This window comes from Burkholderia ubonensis subsp. mesacidophila (assembly GCF_002097715.1).
In the GTDB taxonomy this organism is placed as follows: domain Bacteria; phylum Pseudomonadota; class Gammaproteobacteria; order Burkholderiales; family Burkholderiaceae; genus Burkholderia; species Burkholderia mesacidophila.
The window spans coordinates 668615-686377 of record NZ_CP020737.1 but is presented as its reverse complement, the minus strand read 5'-3'; the positions used below and the strand labels follow the sequence as shown (position 1 = coordinate 686377).

Here is a 17763-nt window from a genome sequence, read left to right as displayed (position 1 = left end):
GCATGCCGCCCCGTTTCCGCGCGCCGCGCGCTTATTGTGCCGGTGCGGTGACGGGCTGGTTCTGCAGCGCGTCGGACCCTTGCGGGCCGACGGGCGGCGCGGCCTCGTTCGACACGGTCGGCTGCGGCGGGCGATGGAACTGGAACTGCGGCTGGATCGTCGGGTTCGCGCCCGGCGGCTGCCCGCCCGGCACCGGCGCACCGGCCGCCGCCTTCGCGGACGGCGAGAAGCGGCGCGAGGATGAGCCCTGCCCCGACACCTGGCTGGTCGCGCGGTTGGCCGCGCGCGCGGCCTGCGCATTCGCGTCCTGGTCGACGACGGCGCCGGCGCTCGCCGCTTCCGGCACCACGACCGCCGCCGGTGCGGCAGCCGCCTGCACCGTGCTTGCGCCGCTCGCGGCAGCGGCGGCCGAAGCCGCCTGCTTCGCCTTCTTGCCGCGCTTGTCGCCGTCGATGTCGGCCAGCAGGTCGAGCTCCGACGGCAGGTTGTCGGCGCCCGTCCAGCCTGCGAGGCGGTCGCCCGAGAACGTCACGACGAGATCGCGCTGCTGGACGACGGCCGTCGAGCCACGCTTGAAGTAGAAGAGGTAATCCCAGCGGTCGGCGTGGAACATGTCCGAGAGCAGCGGGGTGCCGAGCAGCGCGCGCACCTGCTCGCGCGTCATCCCGGTCTGCAGCTGCGACGCCTTCTCCTGCGACACGAAGTTACCCTGCACGACCGTGATCCGGTAGGGCGTAATGCGCTGCGCGATGCGCTGCGTCACGCTGTCGTACGACGAACAACCAGCCAGCGCGGCAACGGCGGCGGCAGCGATGATGGCACTCCGCATGCGGCTCCTCTGAAAGTGCGAAAGAGATTCTGGAATCATTTCCCTCACCGTGCTGGCCCGCCTGGCAGGCCGCGCGTGTTTCTGGAATGGCGAAAAGCCGGTAACATTGAAGCCCTGCATTGTACTCTAGGGATGCCTAGCCATGACCAATCCGACGGATCTCAAGAATATCGGGCTGAAGGCCACCCTACCGCGCCTCAAGATTCTCGAGATCTTCCAGCAAAGCCCCGTCCGCCACCTGACGGCCGAAGACGTCTATCGCAACCTGCTCAGCGAGCAGCTCGACATCGGGCTGGCGACGGTCTACCGTGTGCTGACGCAATTCGAGCAGGCCGGCCTGCTGACGCGCAGCAACTTCGAATCCGGCAAGGCGGTGTTCGAGCTGAACGAGGGTTCGCACCACGACCACCTCGTGTGCCTCGACTGTGGCCGGGTCGAGGAGTTCTTCGACGCGGAGATCGAGAGCCGCCAGCAGTCGATCGCGAAGGAACGCGGCTTCAAGCTTCAGGAGCACTCGCTCGCGATGTACGGCTCCTGCACGACCGAGAACTGCCCGCACCGCAAGCACTGATCCGCGCGCACGCGCAAGCGAAACGGCCCGCCCGGCATTGCGCCGGCCGGGCCGTCGTCTTTTGGGGCGCGTTCCAGTGCCGGTCAGGCCGCGCTCGCGCAGGCCGGCGCGAGGTCGAGCCGCCAGACGCCGTCGAGCGGGATCTCGTCGCAGTTCGGCTGCACGCCGCCGCGGTCGACGATGACGAAGTCGCTCACCGCATCGAGCGCGAGCAGCGGATGGTGCCAGACGCCCTTCGCATAGTTCACGCCCTGCCAGCCTTCCGCCAGGAACGCGCGCATCGCGTCCGGCCGGAACTCGCCCGCCGGCGCGACGACGATCGCGTAGCGCGACACCGCCGCGAGCGGAATGAACGCCTGGCTGCCGTGCGGATGGCGCTCCATCATCGTGACCGCGATCGGCAACGCGCGCGGCTGCGCGCGGAACACGCTGACGAGCGGGCGCCCGCCGTCCTCGCACACGTCGATCGTCGCGAGGTCGTGGAACCGCTCGGTCGTGCCGCCGTTGATCGGAAAATGCCGGGCGCCTTCGAGCGCGATCACGTCGCCGAACGGCGCGAACGCGTCGCGGGTCAGGCGCTCGACGCGCAAGGTGTGCGGTGCGCTCATGTCCTTCCCCTCCGTCAGGCCGGTTCGCCCCACAGACGCAGGCGCGACACGCCGCCGTCGGGGAAGATGTTGAAGCGCACGTGCGTGACCGGGCCGAGCGCCGCGAGCTGGTCGAACGTGTGGACGTGGTCCATCGCCAGCTTCTGCTCGCCGAGCAGTTCGGGCCAGAACATCGCCTGCGTGACCAGCGAATCGTCGGTGCCGCCCGCGACGTACGCGGCCTGCAACGAACAGCGGTCCGGGAAATTGCCCTTGAAGAACGCGGTGTCGACCTCGACGCGGCGGATCACGCCCGGCCGCGCGAGCGCGACGATCGCCCAGTCGTTGCCCGGCTCCCGGCGGCGGCGGGTTTCCCAGCCGTCCCCCATGTTCACCCCACGCCCCGGCATCAGCATCTGCGACGCCGCGCCGAAATGCTGGTTGTTCGCGGCGACCACGTAGCCGCCGTGCTCGGCCGCCGCAAGGTCGGTCAGCTCGCCGTGCGGCGCACGGCTCCAGTCGCGCTGCGGCTGGCCGTAGACGCGCAGCCGCGCGAGCCCGCCGTCCGGGTACAGGTTCACGCGCAGGTGCGTGCACGGCTGCGGCTCGGTCACGTCGACGTAGTGGTGGCTGTTGCCCTGCAGCGTCGTCGCGGGCACGATCGGGCGCCATTCGGCGTTGTCGGGCGGCGTCTCGGCGTCGGCGAAGCAGCCTTCGATCGACGCGGCCGGCGGGAAATTGCCCGTGAAGTGGCTGGTATCGAGATCGACGCCGTGGATCACGCCCGGCCGCGCAAGCCGGATCACGCAGAAATCGTGGCCGGTCGTGCGCTTGCGGCGCGTCTCCCAGCCGTCCATCCACTTGCCGTGATCGTCGTACTTGCCGGGAATGAACACGGCCGGCTCCGGGTTCAGCATGCGCTCCTTCGGCGCGAAGAACTCGTCGCTCGCGTAGAGCGCCTTCGCGCCGAGGCGCGGATCGGCGAGGTTCATGTAGCGCCGCGTGAAGGCCGGCGCGTTCGGGTCGAGAATGGGGGCTGCCATGTCGTCTCCTGAATTCTGGCTGAAACGCCGGCGCATCGAGGCGCCGGCGGCATGACGGGAATGCGGGTCGAACCGCGCGCTCAGATCGCGTGGGCCTGGTCGCCGGCGAGCGGCGCGCCGCCGGCGACATCCTCCTCCTCGGCCGGCATGTAGCGCAGTTCGCGGTTCAGCACGCGCTTCGCGCGCGCCTTGTCGATGTCGTTCTCCCATACCGCGACGACCACCGTCGCGACGCAGTTGCCGATCAGGTTGGTCAGCGCGCGGGCGATGCCGACGAACCAGTCGACCGGCAGGATCAGCACGAGGCCGAGGACGGGAATCGCGGGAATCGCCGACAGCGTCGCCGCGAGGATCACGATCGCCGAGCCGGGAATCCCGTGCGCGCCCTTCGACGTGACGAGCGACACCAGCAGCACGACGATCAGGTCGTGCGTCGACAGCGGCGTGTTGGTGGCCTGCGCGATGAACAGCACCGCGAGCGTCAGGTAGATCGAGAAGCCGTCGAGGTTGAACGAGTAGCCGGTCGGGATCACGAGGCCGACCGTCGAATCCTTGATGCCCATGTATTCGAGCTTGCGCATCACCTGCGGCAGCACCGCGTCCGACGACGCCGTGCCGAGCACGATCGACAGCTCCTCGCGCAGGTAGCGGATCAGCTTGAACACGGAGAAGCCGGCGAACCGCATCACGATGCCGAGCACGACGGTGACGAACACGATGCAGCTCAGGTAGAACACCGCGACGAGGTAGCCGAGCTGCTTGAGCGACGCGACGCCGTACTTGCCGGTCGTGAACGCGATCGCGCCGAGCACGCCGAGCGGCGCGAGCTTGATGATGAAGCCGATCACGCGGAAGAACACGTGCGACAGCTCCTCGATCAGCGAGTTGACGCGCTTCGCCTTGTCGCCGAGCAGCGACAGCGCCGAGCCGAACAGCACCGCGAACACGAGGATCTGCAGGATGTCGCCCTTCGCGAACGCGTCGATCGCGGTGTCGGGGATGATCTTCATCAGGTAGCCGGCCGTGTCCTTCAGGCTCTCGGCATTCTTCGCGTACGACGCGAGCGACGCCGCGTCGAGCGAATGCAGGTCGATGTTCATCCCGACGCCCGGACGCGTCAGCCACGCGAGCACGAGCCCGATGCCGAGCGCGAGCGTGGTCATCACCTCGAAGTAGACGACGGCCTTCAGGCCGACCCGGCCGACCTTCTTCAGGTCGCCCGCATTGGCCATCCCGCTGACCACGACGCAGAACACGATCGGGCCGATGACCATCTTGATGAGCTTCAGGAAACCGTCGCCGAGCGGCCGCAGCGACTCGGCGAAATGCGGGAAGAACGCGCCTAGCGCGACCCCGAGGACTAATGCGACGACTACCCGGCCAAACAGCGAATTGAGGAATTTCGACACGGCGCTCTCCCGAACCAACGGTTGCAGTTTCGTCTGTTCATACTGGTAAGACCAGTGATGTTATGGACGATAGTAGGAAGCCGATATAGTCGAGTCAAGGAAGAACAAAATAGGGATTTCCCGCCCCTTTCGGGCCCCTCCGGCGGGGCTGGCGCGCGGGCCGGATCGTGACTTTCCCGTAGGCCGGCGGTGCACCACGCGCGTGCGGATTACAATGCCGGTCAGACCGGCCATCATTCGCATCATGAAAAACGTTCCGCACACCGTGACCGACGCCGCCATCGCGACGATCCGCGACCGGATCGAGGCAGGCGTGTATCCGGTCGGCAGCCTGCTGCCGGCCCAGCGCCAGCTTTCCGAGGAGCTGGAGATCAGCCGCGCGTCGCTGCGCGAGGCGCTGTCGACGCTCGAGGCGCTCGGGATGCTGCGCATCCGCGCGGGCAAGGGCGTCTACGTCGAAAGCGCGCAGGCGACGACCGGCCATGCGTGGCGCTTCGCCGAGCAGTCGTCGCCGCCCGACACCTACCAGATGCGCTATGCGCTCGAGGGCTTCGCCGCGCGGATGGCCGCGCGCGTCGTCACCGACGACGACATCGCGTGGTTCGAGGACAACCTCGCCGAGCTGCACGTCGCGCTGACCGAGAACGCGCTCGACGAGGCGTCGCAGCTCGATTTCGAATTCCACATGCGGATCGTCAACGTGGCCGGCAACGCGGCGATCGAATCGATCCTGCGCAGCAGCGCCGACATCATGAAGGAAAGCCAGCGGATGCCGTTCTACCGGCGCGAGCTGCTGTTCTCGACGTGGCACGAGCACCGCGCGATCGTCGACGCGCTGATCGCGCGCGATCCGGCCGCCGCCGGCGCGGCGATCGAGACGCACATCTCGAACGCCGCGCAGCGCGCGGGCGTGTTCTTCCCGACGCCGGGCGCCTGAGCGGTCCCGGCGCGTCCCGCACTTCCCGCGTTTCCGCCCTTTTCCCGGCTGCCGGTCCGTCTCGCGGCCACGCTTCCTACCCTTCCGCCCTGTTGCGGCGCCGTCCGGCCGCGGCAGGCTCGCGCCCGCGCGCCTGCGCGTCGCGGTGCGCGAGCGTGCGCTCGACGAACTCGCGCGCAGCGACGCTGCGGTAGGCATCCTTGCGCATCAGCAGCGCCGCCGTGCGCGTCGGCAGCGGCGGATCGAGTTCCAGCGCGCACAGATCGCCGCTCGCATGCGCGATCGCATCGGGCAGCACCGTCGCAAGGCGGCCACGCCGCACCAGCTCGAGGATCGCGTTGATCGCGTTCACCTCGATCGCGATGCGCGGCCGCGCGCCGTGATCGACGAAATACTGGTCGATGCTCTCGCGCGTCGCGAACGCGCGGCTCAGCAGGATCAGCGGCTCGTCGCCGAGCTCGGCCGGCGTCAGCGCGCGGCGGCGGCGCGCGAGGCGGTGCGTGCCGCCGGTCACGAGCACGAGCGATTCGTCCCACAACGGCGTCACGTCGATGTCCGGCAGGCGCGCCGGCATGAACGCGAAACCGGCATCGAGCCGGTCGTCGGCGAGCAGCGCCTCGATACGTTCCTGCGGCATCGCCTCGATCGTCAGCGTGACGTTCGGATAGTCGGCGTTGAACGCATCGACGAGCGAGCCGATCAGGTAGGCGGTGAAGGTCGGCGTCATCGCGAGCCGCAGAGAACCGCTGCTCAGGTCCGCGACGTCGTGCACCGCGCGCTGCCCCGCGTCGAGCTCATGCAACGCGGCGCGCGCATGCCGCGCGTAGGCCTCGCCGAATTCGGTGAGCCGCACCGACCGGCCCGAGCGGTCGAACAGCTGCACGCCGAGCTGATCCTCGAGCTGGCGGATCTGCTGCGACAACGTCGGCTGCGACACGTGCAGCACCTCGGCCGCACGCGTGAAATTGCGCTGTTCGGCGACGGCCAGGAAATAGCGGATATGGCGGAGCAGCATCGCGGTTCAGGTATTGGCTTGACCAATCGAAACCATAACAAGCCAGTCTTGGACGCTATGGCTGGATGTCCGCATCATACGCACTTCCCTACCGGCATGCCGTGCATGCGGCAACCGCGCCGGCCCGTTCCCCGAAACCCGCGCCCCGCCGGCGACGCATGCCGCCGGCCCGCGCCGCCGTGTTCCCGACTCATGAAACCGCACCACGACACCCACCACCCGACCCTGACGCGCGGCATGACGCTGCTGTTCGCCTGCGCGTGCGGCATCGTCATCGGCAACATCTACTACGCGCAGCCGCTGCTCGCCGCGATCGCGCGCAGCTTCGGACGCGCGCCGGCCGAACTCGGCTATCTCGTCACGCTCACGCAACTCGGCTACGCAGCGAGCCTGCTGCTGATCGTGCCGCTCGGCGACGCGCTCAACCGGCACACGCTGATCGTCCGGCTGCTCGCGCTCAACGTGGTCGCCCTGGTGGCGGTCGCCTGCAGCACGAACTTCACCACGTTCGTCGTCGCGAACGTCGCCGTCGGCTTCGTCACCTGTTCGACGCAGCTCCTGGTGCCGTTCGCCGCGTCGCTCGCCGACGCCCGCACGCGCGGCCGCGCGGTGGGCACGGTGATGAGCGGCCTGCTGCTCGGCATCCTGCTCGCGCGCGTCGCGGCCGGCGCGATCGCCGACTGGTTCGGCTGGCGCGCGGTGTACGCGGTCGCCGCGCTGATGGTGCTGGGCCTGACCGGCGTGCTCGCGGTGAAGCTGCCGAAGGACCGCCGCGATGCGCGTCTCGATTACGCTGCGCTGATGAAGTCGCTCGCCGCGCTCGTGCGCGCGCAGCCGCTGATCGCGCTGCGCTCCACCTACGGCGCGCTCGTGTTCGCATGCTTCAGCCTGCTGTGGACCGGCCTCACGTTCCTGCTCAGCCAGCCGCCCTACGGCTATACCGAAGGCCAGATCGGCCTGTTCGGCGTGGTCGGGGCGGTCGGCGCGCTGGCGGCGACGTCGGCGGGGCGGCTCGTCGACCGCGGGCACGGCAACGCGGCGACGGGCCTGTTCGCCGCCGCCGTGCTCGCGTCGTTCGCGCTGATCGCCGGCGGCGCGCACTCGCTTACGGCGCTGATCGCCGGGATCCTGCTGCTCGACGTCGGCGTGCAGGGGATGCACATCTCGAACCAGAGCGTGATCTACGCGCTCGCCGGCGACGCGCGCAGCCGCGTGACGACGATCTACCTGACGAGCTATTTCATCGGCGGCGCATTCGGCTCGTTCGCGGCGAGCGTCGCGTTCGGCGCCGACGGGTGGCGCGGCGTCTGCATCGCGGGCGCGGCGCTGGCGGGCGTGCTCATCGTGTTGTGGGTCGCGTCGCAGCGGATCGGCGCCCGGCAGGCGACGCAGTAACCCGTTCTACGAAGACGTCACGCCGCCTCGTCCGCGAAATCGATCAGCACCTTCATCGCGCGCCGCCGGTCGCCCGCCAGCTCGAACGCGCGGCCCGCGTCGCGCATCGGGAACACGCCGGTCACGGCGGGCCGCAAATCGACGCGGCCTTCGTTGATCAGCTGCACGGCCAGCGCGAACTCCGAATGGAAGCGGAACGACCCGCAGATCGACAGCTCCTTCGCGACCACGACGTTCTGCGGCAGGCTCACGTCGCCGCCGAGCCCGAGCTGCACGACGACGCCGCGCGGGCGCATCACGTCGAGCCCGTCGCGCAGCGCGCGCGCATTGCCCGAGCATTCGAGCATCACGTCGAACGTGCCCTTGTCCGCGCCATGGCGCGCAACCCACTCCGTATCGGTCGCCGCGTTGATCGTGCGGTCGGCGCCGAGCGCGCGCGCGATCGCGAGCGGCTCGTCGACGACGTCGGTCGCGACCACTTCCGCCGCGCCGTGCGCACGGGCGGCCGCCACGGCCAGCGCGCCGATCGGCCCGCAGCCGGACACCAGCACGCGCCGGCCGATCAGCGGACCGGCGCGCGACACCGCATGCAGGCCGACCGCGAACGGCTCCGCGAGCGCGGCGAGCGACAGCGGCACGTGGTCCGCGACCTTCACGCACTGGCGCGCGTCGCACACCAGCGCATTGCGAAACGCGCCCTGCACGTGCGGCATGCGCATCGCGCTGCCGTAGAAGCGCATGTCGAGACACTGGTTCGGCAAGCCTTCCAGGCAATAGCGGCACGCGCCGCACGGCCGGCTCGGATTGACGGCGACGTGGTCGCCGACCTGCACCGACGTCACGTCCGGCGCGACCGCGGCCACCGTGCCGGCCACCTCGTGCCCGAGCACCATCGGCTGCTGCAGGCGCACCGCCCCGAAACCGCCGTGCCGGAAATAATGCAGGTCGGACCCGCAGATGCCGCCCATCGCGACGTCGACCCGCACCTGGCCCGGGCCGATCTCGCCCGGGTCCTGCTCCTCGAGCCGCAGGTCGTTCGGCCCGTGGATCACGAGACACATGCAACGCATACGCATGATGTTTTCCTCAGACAACCGGGGTCAGCAGCGGCGCGCCGGCGAAGTGCGCGCGCAGATTGTCGCGCACGCGCCAGCCCATTGCCTGGCGCGTCTCGACGGTGCCGCTCGCATGATGCGGCTGCAGCAGCACGTTCGGCAACGCGAGGAAGCGCGGGTCGATGCGCGGCTCGTTCCAGAACACGTCGAGCGCGGCGCCGGCAATCGCCCCGCGCTCGAGCGCGTCGATAAGCGCGGGCTCGTCGACGGTCGTGCCGCGCGACACGTTGATCAGGTAACCGTACTGCCCGAGCGCCTCGAGCACCGGCGCATCGACGAGATGGCGCGTCGACGCCCCGCCCGCGAGCGTCACGATCAGCACGTCGGACCAGCCGGCGAGCGCGCCGAGATCGCCGAAAAAGCGATGCGGGGTGTCGTCGCGCGGCGCGACGTCGAAGTAGCCGATTTCGACGTCGAAACCGGACAGCCGCCGTGCCAGGGTCGAGCCGATCCGGCCGAAGCCGACGATGCCGACGCGCTTGCCGTACAGGCGCGTGACGAGCGGCATATCGCCGTCGCGCCAGGCGCCTGAGCGCACGTACGCATCGCCGGCGCCGATCCGTCGCAGCAGCGCGAGCGCGAGCCCGACGCCGAGATCGGCGACGTCGCCCGTCAGCACGTCGGGGGTATTCGTCACGCGGATGCCGCGCTCGCGCGCGGCGGCGAGATCGATCGCATCGGTGCCGACGCCGTAGCACGCGATGATCTCGAGCTTCGGCAGCGCGGCGATCAGCGCCGCGTCGGCGCCGAGATCGCCGCGCGTCGCGATCGCGCGCACGCCGGCGCCATGCTCGGCCAGAAAGGCCGCGCGGTCGCGCGCCTCCCACAGGCGGAGAACGTCATAGCCGGCCGAAAGCCATTCGTTGTCCCAAGGCTGGTAAGGGCCGGTCATCAGCAGTCCGGGCCGCTGGGTCGATTCGTGCGCCATCTGCGCTTGCTCCTGTCGAGGTGAGGTTGAGGATGTCGGGCCGCGTCCGCCGGCGCGCAGCGACGGCTCACGCATGCCGCGCGAGCGCGTCGGCAGCCGGCGCGGGCGATGCCTGCGCGGCGTCGAGCGGATCGTCGAGATCGCGGTTCAGCGTTTCCGGCATCCGCGACGTGGCGAACAGCGTGATCAGGGTCAGCACGGCCAGATACGCGGCGATCGGCAACCATGCGCGCACGCCGGCCGCGTGGCTGCCGCCGTGCAGCGCGATCGCCGTCGCGATGATCGTCGCGCCGACGAGCGGCGCGACGCCGCCCGCCAGCACGGCGGACACCTCGCGCGAGAACGACACGCCCATGTAGCGATGCCGCGCGCCGAACAGCTCCGGCAGCAGCGCCGCCTGCGCGCCGAGCATCCCCCAGTTCGCGAAGCCCTGCGCGATCGAGATCGCGATCACGCTCGCGACCACGTTGCCCTGGCTGAAGATCCACCACACCGGAAACGCGAGCGCGAGCTGCAGCCACGCGAAGGCGCGGTACACGCGCACCCGGCCGAAGCGGTCGCCGAGACGGCCCGCGAGCGGCACCGTGGCCGCGCCGACGGCTGCCGCGCACACCAGCGCGAGCGCGCCGATCGGCCCCTTCATGCCGATCACGCCCGCGAGATAGCTGATCGCAAGCGCCTGGTAGATCGACGAGCCGCCGTTCTCGGCCATCCGCAGGCCGATGCCGATCAGCAGCGAGCGCTTCGAATGCGTGACCACGCTCTTCAGCGGATTCGCCGCGAGCTGCGCGCGCTTCTCGAGCCGCACGAAGGTCGGCGACTCGTGCAGCTTCATCCGCATGTAGATGCCGACCGCGACGATCACCGCGCTCAGCAGGAACGGCACGCGCCAGCCCCAGCTGTCGGTCACGCGGTCGAGGTTGGCGAGCAGCACGAAATACACGGCGGCCGCGAGCACGGTGCCGAGCTGGATGCCGAGGAACGGCAGCGATGCATACAGGCCGCGCTTGCCCGCGGGCGCGTATTCGGTCATCAGCACCGCCGCGCCCGCCTGCTCCGCGCCGGCGCCGAGCCCCTGCAGGATGCGCAGCAGCACGAGCAGCGCGGGCGCCCAGTAGCCGGCCGTCGCGAAGGTCGGCAGCGCGCCGATCAGCGTGCTCGCGACGCCCATCAGCAGCACGGTCGCGGTCAGCACGAACTTGCGGCCGATCCGGTCGCCGAGCATGCCGAATACGACGCCGCCGAGCGGCCGCACCGCGAAGCCGACGAAGTACGTGCCGAAGCTCGCGATCAGCCTCATCTCGGCCGTCTGCGCGGGAAAGAACAGCGGCCCGAAGATCAGCGCCGAGGCGAGCGTGTAGAGCGCGAAGTCGTAGTACTCGAGCGCGCTGCCGAGCGAGCAGGTCCATGCGGCGCGGTTGAGTTGCCGCGTGTCGATGCTGCGTCGCGCGTCGGTGCCGGCTGGCGTGCCGGGATCGATTGCGGAATGCGCGTCGCGGTCGGCGAGCGGCGGGGAAATGCGGGCCATCGTTGTCTCCTGTCTCCGTTCCGGATTCCGGATGCGTGGACGCAGCCGGGTCATCGGCCCGCTCGTGCGGCGGGCTTCGTGGATTCGGGCGCGTTGCTTGATCGCGTGTTGCCGTCGCCTGCGCGTGGCGCCCTGCACGCAGGCGGGTGAACGCTGCCGACGACCGGTCAGACGGCGCTCGTCATGCCGCCGTCGACGAACAGCGTCTGGCCGTTCACGAAATCGGACGCCGCGGACGCCAGAAAGATCGCCGCGCCGCACAGCTCGTCGACGCGTCCCCAGCGGCCGGCCGGCGTGCGCTTGCACAGCCAGTCGGAAAACGCCGGATCGTCGACCAGCGCGCGGTTCAGTTCGGTTTCGAAATAGCCGGGCGCGAGGCCGTTGGCCTGGATGCCGTGGCGCGCCCAGTCCGCGCACATGCCCTTCGTCAGCATCCGCACCGCGCCCTTGGTGGCCGCATACGGCGCGATCGACGGCCGCGCGAGCTCGCTCTGCACCGAGCAGATGTTGATGATCTTGCCGCGCCCGCGCGCGATCATGTGGCGCGCGACCGCCTGCGCGACGTTGAACACGCCGTCGAGGTTCACGCGCATCAGCGCATGCCAGTCGTCGGGATCGAACGCGTCGAGCGGCGCGCGGCGCTGGATGCCGGCGTTGTTCACGAGGATGTCGATCGCGCCGACGCGCGCCTCGAACTCGTCGATCGCCACACGCACCTGGCCATGCTCGGTCACGTCGAACACCGCGTAGTCGGCCTTGAAGCCCTCCTCGCGGAAATGCCGCGCGAGCGACGCCGCCTTGTCCTCATTACGATCGTTGATGACGATCGCCGCACCCGCTTCGGCCAGGCCGCGGGCGAGCGTCAGCCCGATCCCGCGCCCCGATCCGGTGATCAGCGCGCGGCGGCCGTCCAGGCGGAACCGGTCAAGCGCGTTCGTCATGTCTGTCTCCTCGTGCCAGTCGAGCCGGCCGCCCGTCGCAGCCGGTCTCGTGTTGCCCCTATCTTCGGCGCTCGGCCGGGCGCCGCGCCAATGGTCTTTTTTGATGTGGTTATCATGGAATCCGATCACCGGAATCCGCCGCCAGCCGGCCCGCCGCCCATGGAACTCAAGCAACTGCGCGCCTTCGTCACCCTCGCGGAAGAACTGCATTTCGGACGCGCGGCGCAGCGCCTGTTCATCGTGCAGTCCGCGCTGAGCATGCAGATCAAGGCGCTCGAGGAGGAACTCGACGCGCGGCTGTTCGAGCGCGACCGGCACAAGGTCGAACTGAGCGACACCGGGCGCGTGTTCCTGCCGGAGGCGCGCGCGACGCTGCAGCAGGCCGCGCGCGCCGAGCAGATCGCGCGGCTGTCGAGCCGCGGCGAGATCGGCACGCTGCGCATCGCGTTCGTGTCGTCGGTGCTGCCGGTGCTGCTGCCGGCGGTATTGCGGGAGATGCGCTCGCGCTATCCGCTGATCACGCTCGAACTGAAGGACATGCCGACGCCCGACCAGGTCGCGGCGCTGCGCGACCGCCGGATCGACTTCGGGATGATCCGCCTGCCGGCCGCGTATGCGGGCATCGACACGCGGGTGGTGCTCGAGGAAGGGTTCATCGTCGCGCTGCCGCTCGAGCATCCGCTTGCCGCGCGCGACGCCATCGCGCCGGCCGACCTGCGCGGCCATCCGGCGTTCGTGCTCGCGCGGCGCTATGCGCCCGGCTTCCACGACGACATGCTGCTCGCGCTGAGCCGCGCGGGCACGACGCTCGAGATCGCGCAGGAGTTCGGGGAATTCACGACGATGCTCGCGCTCGTCGCGGCGGGAATGGGGATCGGGCTGATCCCGGCGGAAGCGGCGAGCGCGCTGCCGCCGAACGTGCTCGCGCGGCCGCTCGATCTCGGCGGGCACCGCACCGGCATCGGCCTCGCGTGGACCGATCTCGACAGCCCGATCAAGCGGGCTTTCGTCGATACTGTCGAGCAGGTCGTGCCGAACGCGGATCGCTGACGGCGATGCGGGCATGGCCTCGGCGCATCGCCCCCCGAATGCAAAAAGGCCCGGCCGGCCAGAAGCCGAACCGGGCCCGAGCGCCACGCCAGCCGCCTTGCGGCGACCGTGCGCGTGCGGGATTACTTCGCGTTCGCGAATGCGACTGCCGTATCCAGCATGCGGTTCGAGAAGCCCCACTCGTTGTCGTACCAGCTCGACACCTTGACGAGACGGCCCGACACCTTCGTCAGCGTCGCGTCGAACGTCGACGAAGCCGGGTTGTGGTTGAAGTCGATCGACACCAGCGGCGCGTCGTTGTAGCCGAGGATGCCCTTCAGCGCGCCTTCCGACGCTTCCTTCATGATCGCGTTGACTTCCTCGACCGTCGTGTCGCGCTTCGCGATGAACGACAGGTCGACGATCGACACGTTGATGGTCGGGACGCGGATCGCGTAGCCGTCCAGCTTGCCGTTCAGTTCCGGCAGCACGAGGCCGACCGCCGAAGCAGCGCCCGTCTTCGTCGGGATCTGGCTGTGCGTAGCCGAACGCGCGCGGCGCAGGTCTTCGTGGTAGACGTCCGTCAGCACCTGGTCGTTCGTGTACGCGTGGATCGTCGTCATCAGGCCGGTTTCGAGGCCGATCTTGTCGTTCAGCGGCTTGACGAGCGGCGCGAGGCAGTTCGTCGTGCACGATGCGTTCGAGATGACCGTGTGCTCGGCCTTCAGCACGTCGTGGTTCACGCCGTAGACGATCGTCGCGTCGACGTCCTTGCCGCCCGGCGCCGAGATGATGACCTTCTTCGCGCCGCCCTTCAGGTGCGCGCTCGCCTTTTCCTTCGTCGTGAAGAAGCCCGTGCATTCCATCACGACGTCGACGCCCAGTTCGCCCCACGGCAGTTCTGCCGGGTTGCGGTTCGCCAGCACGCGGATCTTGTCGCCGTTGACGACCAGGTAATCGCCGTCGACCGACACTTCGCCCGGGAACTTGCCGTGCGCGGTGTCGTACTGGGTCAGGTGCGCGTTGGTCTTCGCGTCGCCCAGGTCGTTGATCGCGACGATCTCGAGATCGTGCTTCTTGCCGTTTTCATAGAACGCGCGCAGCGTATTGCGGCCGATGCGGCCGTAGCCGTTGATTGCGACGCGGATCGTCATGTCTATCTCCTGATGGCTGAAAAAATTCGTTTCGTGCAGCTTCACGGTGCGGCGCGCGCGTGGGGAGCGCGCGCGCCGCGAGTATTTTTAGGCCAGCACGGCCTTGGCCGTCTCGACGACCTTGTCGACGGTGAAGCCGAAGTGCTTGAACAGCACGCCGGCCGGCGCCGATTCGCCGAACGTGTCGATCCCGACGACGCCGCCTTCCAGGCCGACGTACTTGTGCCAGAAGCTCGTCACGCCCGCTTCGATCGCGACGCGGCGCACGCCGTGCGGCAGCACGCGTTCACGGTACTCGGCATCCTGGCGGTCGAACACGTTGGTCGACGGCATCGACACGACGCGCGCCGCGATGCCCTGCTGCGCGAGCGTCTCGACGGCCTTCATCGCGAGCTCGACTTCCGAGCCCGTCGCGATCAGGATGATCTTGCGCGCGACGATTTCCTCGTCCCAGTCGCGCAGCACGTAGCCGCCCTTCTCGATGTTCGCGATCTGCGCGTCGGTGCGCGGGTTGAACGCGAGGTTCTGACGGCTGAAGATCAGGCTCGACGGACGATCCGCGGCAACTGCGTGGGTCCACGCGACGGCCGTCTCGACCGTGTCGGCCGGACGCCACACGTCGTGGCTCGGAATCATGCGCAGGCTCGACACGTGCTCGATCGACTGGTGCGTCGGGCCGTCCTCGCCGAGGCCGATCGAGTCGTGCGTGAACACGTAGATCGACGGCACCTTCATCAGCGCGGCGACGCGCAGCGCGTTGCGGCTGTAGTCGGAGAACGTCAGGAACGTGCCGCCGAACGGCTTGTGGCCGCCGTGCAGCGCGAGGCCGTTGATCGCGGCGCTCATGCCGAACTCGCGCACGCCGTAGTTGATGTGGTTGCCAAGCTGGACGCCCGGGCCTTCCGCATTCGCGCGGACCGCCTTCGACGCCTTCCAGTTGGTCAGGTTCGAGCCGGTCAGGTCGGCCGAGCCGCCGAGCAGCTCGGGCAGCGCCGCGGCGAGGCCTTCGATCGCCTGCTGCGACGCCTTGCGGGTCGCGACCGTTTCGCCGCGCTCGTTCGCGCCGGCGATGATCGCCTTCGCCTTCTCCGCCCAGTCGGCGGGCAGCTTGTTGGCCATCCGGCGTTCGAATTCGGCCGCTTCCGTCGGATACTTCGCGCGGTATTGCGCAAACACCGCGTCCCAGTCGGACTCGGCGCGCTTGCCGGCTTCCTTCGCATCCCACGCCGCGTAGACTTCCTGCGGAACCACGAACGGCTCCCACTTCCAGCCGAGCGCCTCGCGCGTCTTCGCGATTTCTTCCGCGCCGAGCGCCGCGCCGTGCACGTCGTGGCCGCCCGCCTTGGTCGCCGCGCCCTGGCCGATCACCGTCTTGCAGCAGATCAGCGTCGGCTTGTCCGACAGCTTCGCCTTCGCGATCGCCGCGTCGACCGCGTCGACGTCATGGCCGTTCACGTTCGGGATCACGTTCCAGCCGTACGCCTCGAAACGCTTCGGCGTGTCGTCGTGGAACCAGTTCACGACGTCGCCGTCGATCGAGATGCCGTTGTCGTCGTACAGCGCGATCAGCTTGTTCAGCTTCAGCGTGCCCGCGAACGAGCAGGCCTCGTGCGAGATGCCTTCCATCAGGCAGCCGTCGCCGAGGAACACGTACGTGTGGTGATCGACGATCTTCGCGCCGTCGCGGTTGAACTCGGCGGCCATCAGCGCTTCGCCGAGCGCCATGCCGACCGCGTTCGCGAGACCTTGGCCGAGCGGGCCGGTGGTCGTCTCGACGCCCGGCGTGATCCCGTATTCCGGGTGGCCCGGCGTCTTCGAGTGCAGCTGGCGGAAGTTCTTCAGCTCTTCGATCGGCAGGTCGTAGCCGGTCAGGTGCAGCAGCGAGTACAGCAGCATCGAGCCGTGGCCGTTCGACAGCACGAAACGGTCGCGGTCGGCCCAGTGCGGGTTCGTCGGGTTGTGCTTGAGGTGGCGCGACCAAAGCGCGACGCCGATTTCGGCCATGCCCATCGGCATGCCGGGGTGGCCGGAGTTCGCTTGCTGGACGGCATCCATCGCGAGCGCGCGGATCGCGTTGGCCATCAGGGTGGTAGAGGCGGGAGACGAGGTCGTCATGTCGAGTCCGGAGATCGAGTCGAGAAAACGGGGCACGTGCGGTATCCGGAAGCTCGCTAGTCAGCCGCTCCCGGCGCGCAGTGCGGCGCCAGGGTGGACGCGAAGCGGACGGAGCCAACGGACGGGGCTGCAAAGCTCGACATTTTACCAGATGGGCCGACATTTCCCTTCCGATCGGTCAGCGTTCCGGCACGGTTTTCCGTCAAACTTCCCGCTGTCCGCTTCGCACCCTCCGTACGCCCTCTATAATTCAGACGTTGGAACTGCCCGCCCCCGCGCGGCCCGCCCGTGAGCACGACGCTTCTCTTTCACCCGACGCCTGACTCCGCCTACGGCTTTCCGCATGCGCGGCGGCTTGCGCACGTCGCATCCCCGCACCAGCAGATCGAGGTATGGGAGACCCCGCAGCTCGGCCGCCTGTTCACGCTCGACGGCCGGCCGATGACGTCGGTCGGCGACGAGTACATCTACCACGAGTGCATGACGCACCCTGCCGCGCTCGCGCATCCGTCGCCGCGCAAGGCGCTCGTGCTCGGCGGCGGCGACGGCGGCGCGGCGCGCCAGCTTCTCAAGCACGCGTGCATCGAGCGGATCGTGGTCGCGGAGCTCGACGACGAGGTCGTCGGCATGGCGCGCCGCTTCCTCGACGACGTGCACCAGGGCGCGCTCGACGACCCGCGCGTCGAGGTCGTGATCGGCGACGCCGCGCACTTCGTCGAGTCGACCGTCGAGCATTTCGATCTCGTCGTGTTCGACCTCACGCCGCCGGATTCGCCGGCGGCCGGCCTCTACACGCGCGACTTCTACACGCATCTCAAGCGGATCCTGACGCCGTGCGGCGCGATCACGATGCATCTCGGCTCGCCGGTCTTTCACGCGCCGCGCATCGCCGCGCTGCTTGCCGACCTGCGCGCGAGCTTCGCGGTCGTCGATCCGTTGTCCGCGCACGTGCCGCTGTACGGCTCGGTGTGGCTGATGGCGATCGCGAGCGACACGCTCGACGCCGCGTCGCTGTTCATGCACGACATCGAGGAACGCCTCGCGAGCCGCGGCGTCGAAGGGCTGCGCTACTACGACGCGCGGCTGCACCCGGCGCTGTTCGCGTTACCGCGCGCGCTGCGCGATACACTGGGCGCGCGCCGCTGATCGCTCGCGCCGTTCCGCTTT

The 17763-nt window shown here is 69.2% G+C and carries 16 protein-coding genes; 5 read left to right on the top strand and 11 right to left on the bottom strand.

Annotated elements, in window-relative coordinates; translation table 11 throughout:
• Positions 1–31: 31 nt before the first annotated feature.
• The gene (locus B7P44_RS03290) at positions 32–829 is read right to left on the bottom strand and encodes an outer membrane protein assembly factor BamE (RefSeq protein ID WP_084900624.1); all 798 of its coding nucleotides are present in this window, start codon (positions 827–829) and stop codon (positions 32–34) included.
• 142 nt (positions 830–971) lie between these two features.
• On the opposite strand from B7P44_RS03290, the gene fur reads away from it, so the two are divergent.
• Entirely contained in the window at positions 972–1400 is a 429-nt protein-coding gene (gene fur / locus B7P44_RS03285; RefSeq protein WP_084900622.1) for a ferric iron uptake transcriptional regulator, read from the top strand.
• 83 nt (positions 1401–1483) lie between these two features.
• Here the strand turns inward: fur and B7P44_RS03280 are convergent, their stop codons facing one another.
• The 3 genes from B7P44_RS03280 to B7P44_RS03270 form a co-directional block, all read right to left on the bottom strand.
• Entirely contained in the window at positions 1484–2008 is a 525-nt protein-coding gene (locus B7P44_RS03280; RefSeq protein ID WP_084906362.1) for an ureidoglycolate lyase, read from the bottom strand.
• 14 nt (positions 2009–2022) lie between these two features.
• Positions 2023–3030 carry an allantoicase gene (alc, locus tag B7P44_RS03275; protein WP_084900619.1) on the bottom strand — a complete coding sequence of 336 codons (1008 nt, stop codon included), beginning with the start codon at positions 3028–3030 and terminating at the stop codon, positions 2023–2025.
• An 80-nt stretch (positions 3031–3110) separates the two neighbouring features.
• Positions 3111–4439, bottom strand: a complete 1329-nt coding sequence (locus B7P44_RS03270; protein ID WP_084900617.1) for a C4-dicarboxylate transporter DctA — start codon at positions 4437–4439, stop codon at positions 3111–3113.
• A gap of 214 nt (positions 4440–4653) precedes the next feature.
• On the opposite strand from B7P44_RS03270, the gene B7P44_RS03265 reads away from it, so the two are divergent.
• Positions 4654–5376 carry a FadR/GntR family transcriptional regulator gene (locus tag B7P44_RS03265; RefSeq protein ID WP_084900614.1) on the top strand — a complete coding sequence of 241 codons (723 nt, stop codon included), beginning with the start codon at positions 4654–4656 and terminating at the stop codon, positions 5374–5376.
• Between the two features lie 76 nt (positions 5377–5452).
• On the opposite strand, the gene cynR is transcribed toward B7P44_RS03265, so the two are convergent.
• The gene (gene cynR, locus B7P44_RS03260; protein WP_084900612.1) at positions 5453–6391 is read right to left on the bottom strand and encodes a transcriptional regulator CynR; all 939 of its coding nucleotides are present in this window, start codon (positions 6389–6391) and stop codon (positions 5453–5455) included.
• 192 nt (positions 6392–6583) lie between these two features.
• On the opposite strand from cynR, the gene B7P44_RS03255 reads away from it, so the two are divergent.
• Positions 6584–7786 carry an MFS transporter gene (locus tag B7P44_RS03255; protein ID WP_084900609.1) on the top strand — a complete coding sequence of 401 codons (1203 nt, stop codon included), beginning with the start codon at positions 6584–6586 and terminating at the stop codon, positions 7784–7786.
• A gap of 17 nt (positions 7787–7803) precedes the next feature.
• On the opposite strand, the gene B7P44_RS03250 is transcribed toward B7P44_RS03255, so the two are convergent.
• The 4 genes from B7P44_RS03250 to B7P44_RS03235 all read right to left on the bottom strand — a co-directional run bounded on the left by B7P44_RS03250 (position 7804) and on the right by B7P44_RS03235 (position 12298).
• Complete coding sequence (locus B7P44_RS03250; RefSeq protein ID WP_084906360.1) at positions 7804–8862, bottom strand: L-idonate 5-dehydrogenase; 1059 nt, start codon at positions 8860–8862, stop codon at positions 7804–7806.
• A gap of 10 nt (positions 8863–8872) precedes the next feature.
• Positions 8873–9829 carry a 2-hydroxyacid dehydrogenase gene (locus tag B7P44_RS03245; protein ID WP_084900607.1) on the bottom strand — a complete coding sequence of 319 codons (957 nt, stop codon included), beginning with the start codon at positions 9827–9829 and terminating at the stop codon, positions 8873–8875.
• Between the two features lie 67 nt (positions 9830–9896).
• A complete protein-coding gene (locus B7P44_RS03240; protein ID WP_084900604.1) occupies positions 9897–11357 on the bottom strand; it encodes an MFS transporter in 1461 nt (486 codons plus the stop codon).
• Positions 11358–11524: 167 nt separating this feature from the next.
• Positions 11525–12298, bottom strand: coding sequence for an SDR family NAD(P)-dependent oxidoreductase (locus B7P44_RS03235; protein WP_084900602.1), 774 nt, complete (start codon positions 12296–12298; stop codon positions 11525–11527).
• A 159-nt stretch (positions 12299–12457) separates the two neighbouring features.
• Here B7P44_RS03235 and B7P44_RS03230 point away from each other — a divergent pair, with 159 nt between their 5' ends.
• Complete coding sequence (locus B7P44_RS03230) at positions 12458–13348, top strand: LysR family transcriptional regulator (RefSeq protein ID WP_084900600.1); 891 nt, start codon at positions 12458–12460, stop codon at positions 13346–13348.
• Positions 13349–13470: 122 nt separating this feature from the next.
• Here B7P44_RS03230 and gap read toward each other — a convergent pair whose 3' ends face one another.
• Positions 13471–14481, bottom strand: a complete 1011-nt coding sequence (gap, locus tag B7P44_RS03225; protein WP_006485712.1) for a type I glyceraldehyde-3-phosphate dehydrogenase — start codon at positions 14479–14481, stop codon at positions 13471–13473.
• A gap of 87 nt (positions 14482–14568) precedes the next feature.
• Positions 14569–16641, bottom strand: coding sequence for a transketolase (tkt, locus tag B7P44_RS03220; protein ID WP_084900598.1), 2073 nt, complete (start codon positions 16639–16641; stop codon positions 14569–14571).
• 243 nt (positions 16642–16884) lie between these two features.
• On the opposite strand from tkt, the gene speE reads away from it, so the two are divergent.
• Complete coding sequence (gene speE, locus B7P44_RS03215; RefSeq protein ID WP_084900595.1) at positions 16885–17742, top strand: polyamine aminopropyltransferase; 858 nt, start codon at positions 16885–16887, stop codon at positions 17740–17742.
• Positions 17743–17763: the final 21 nt, after the last annotated feature.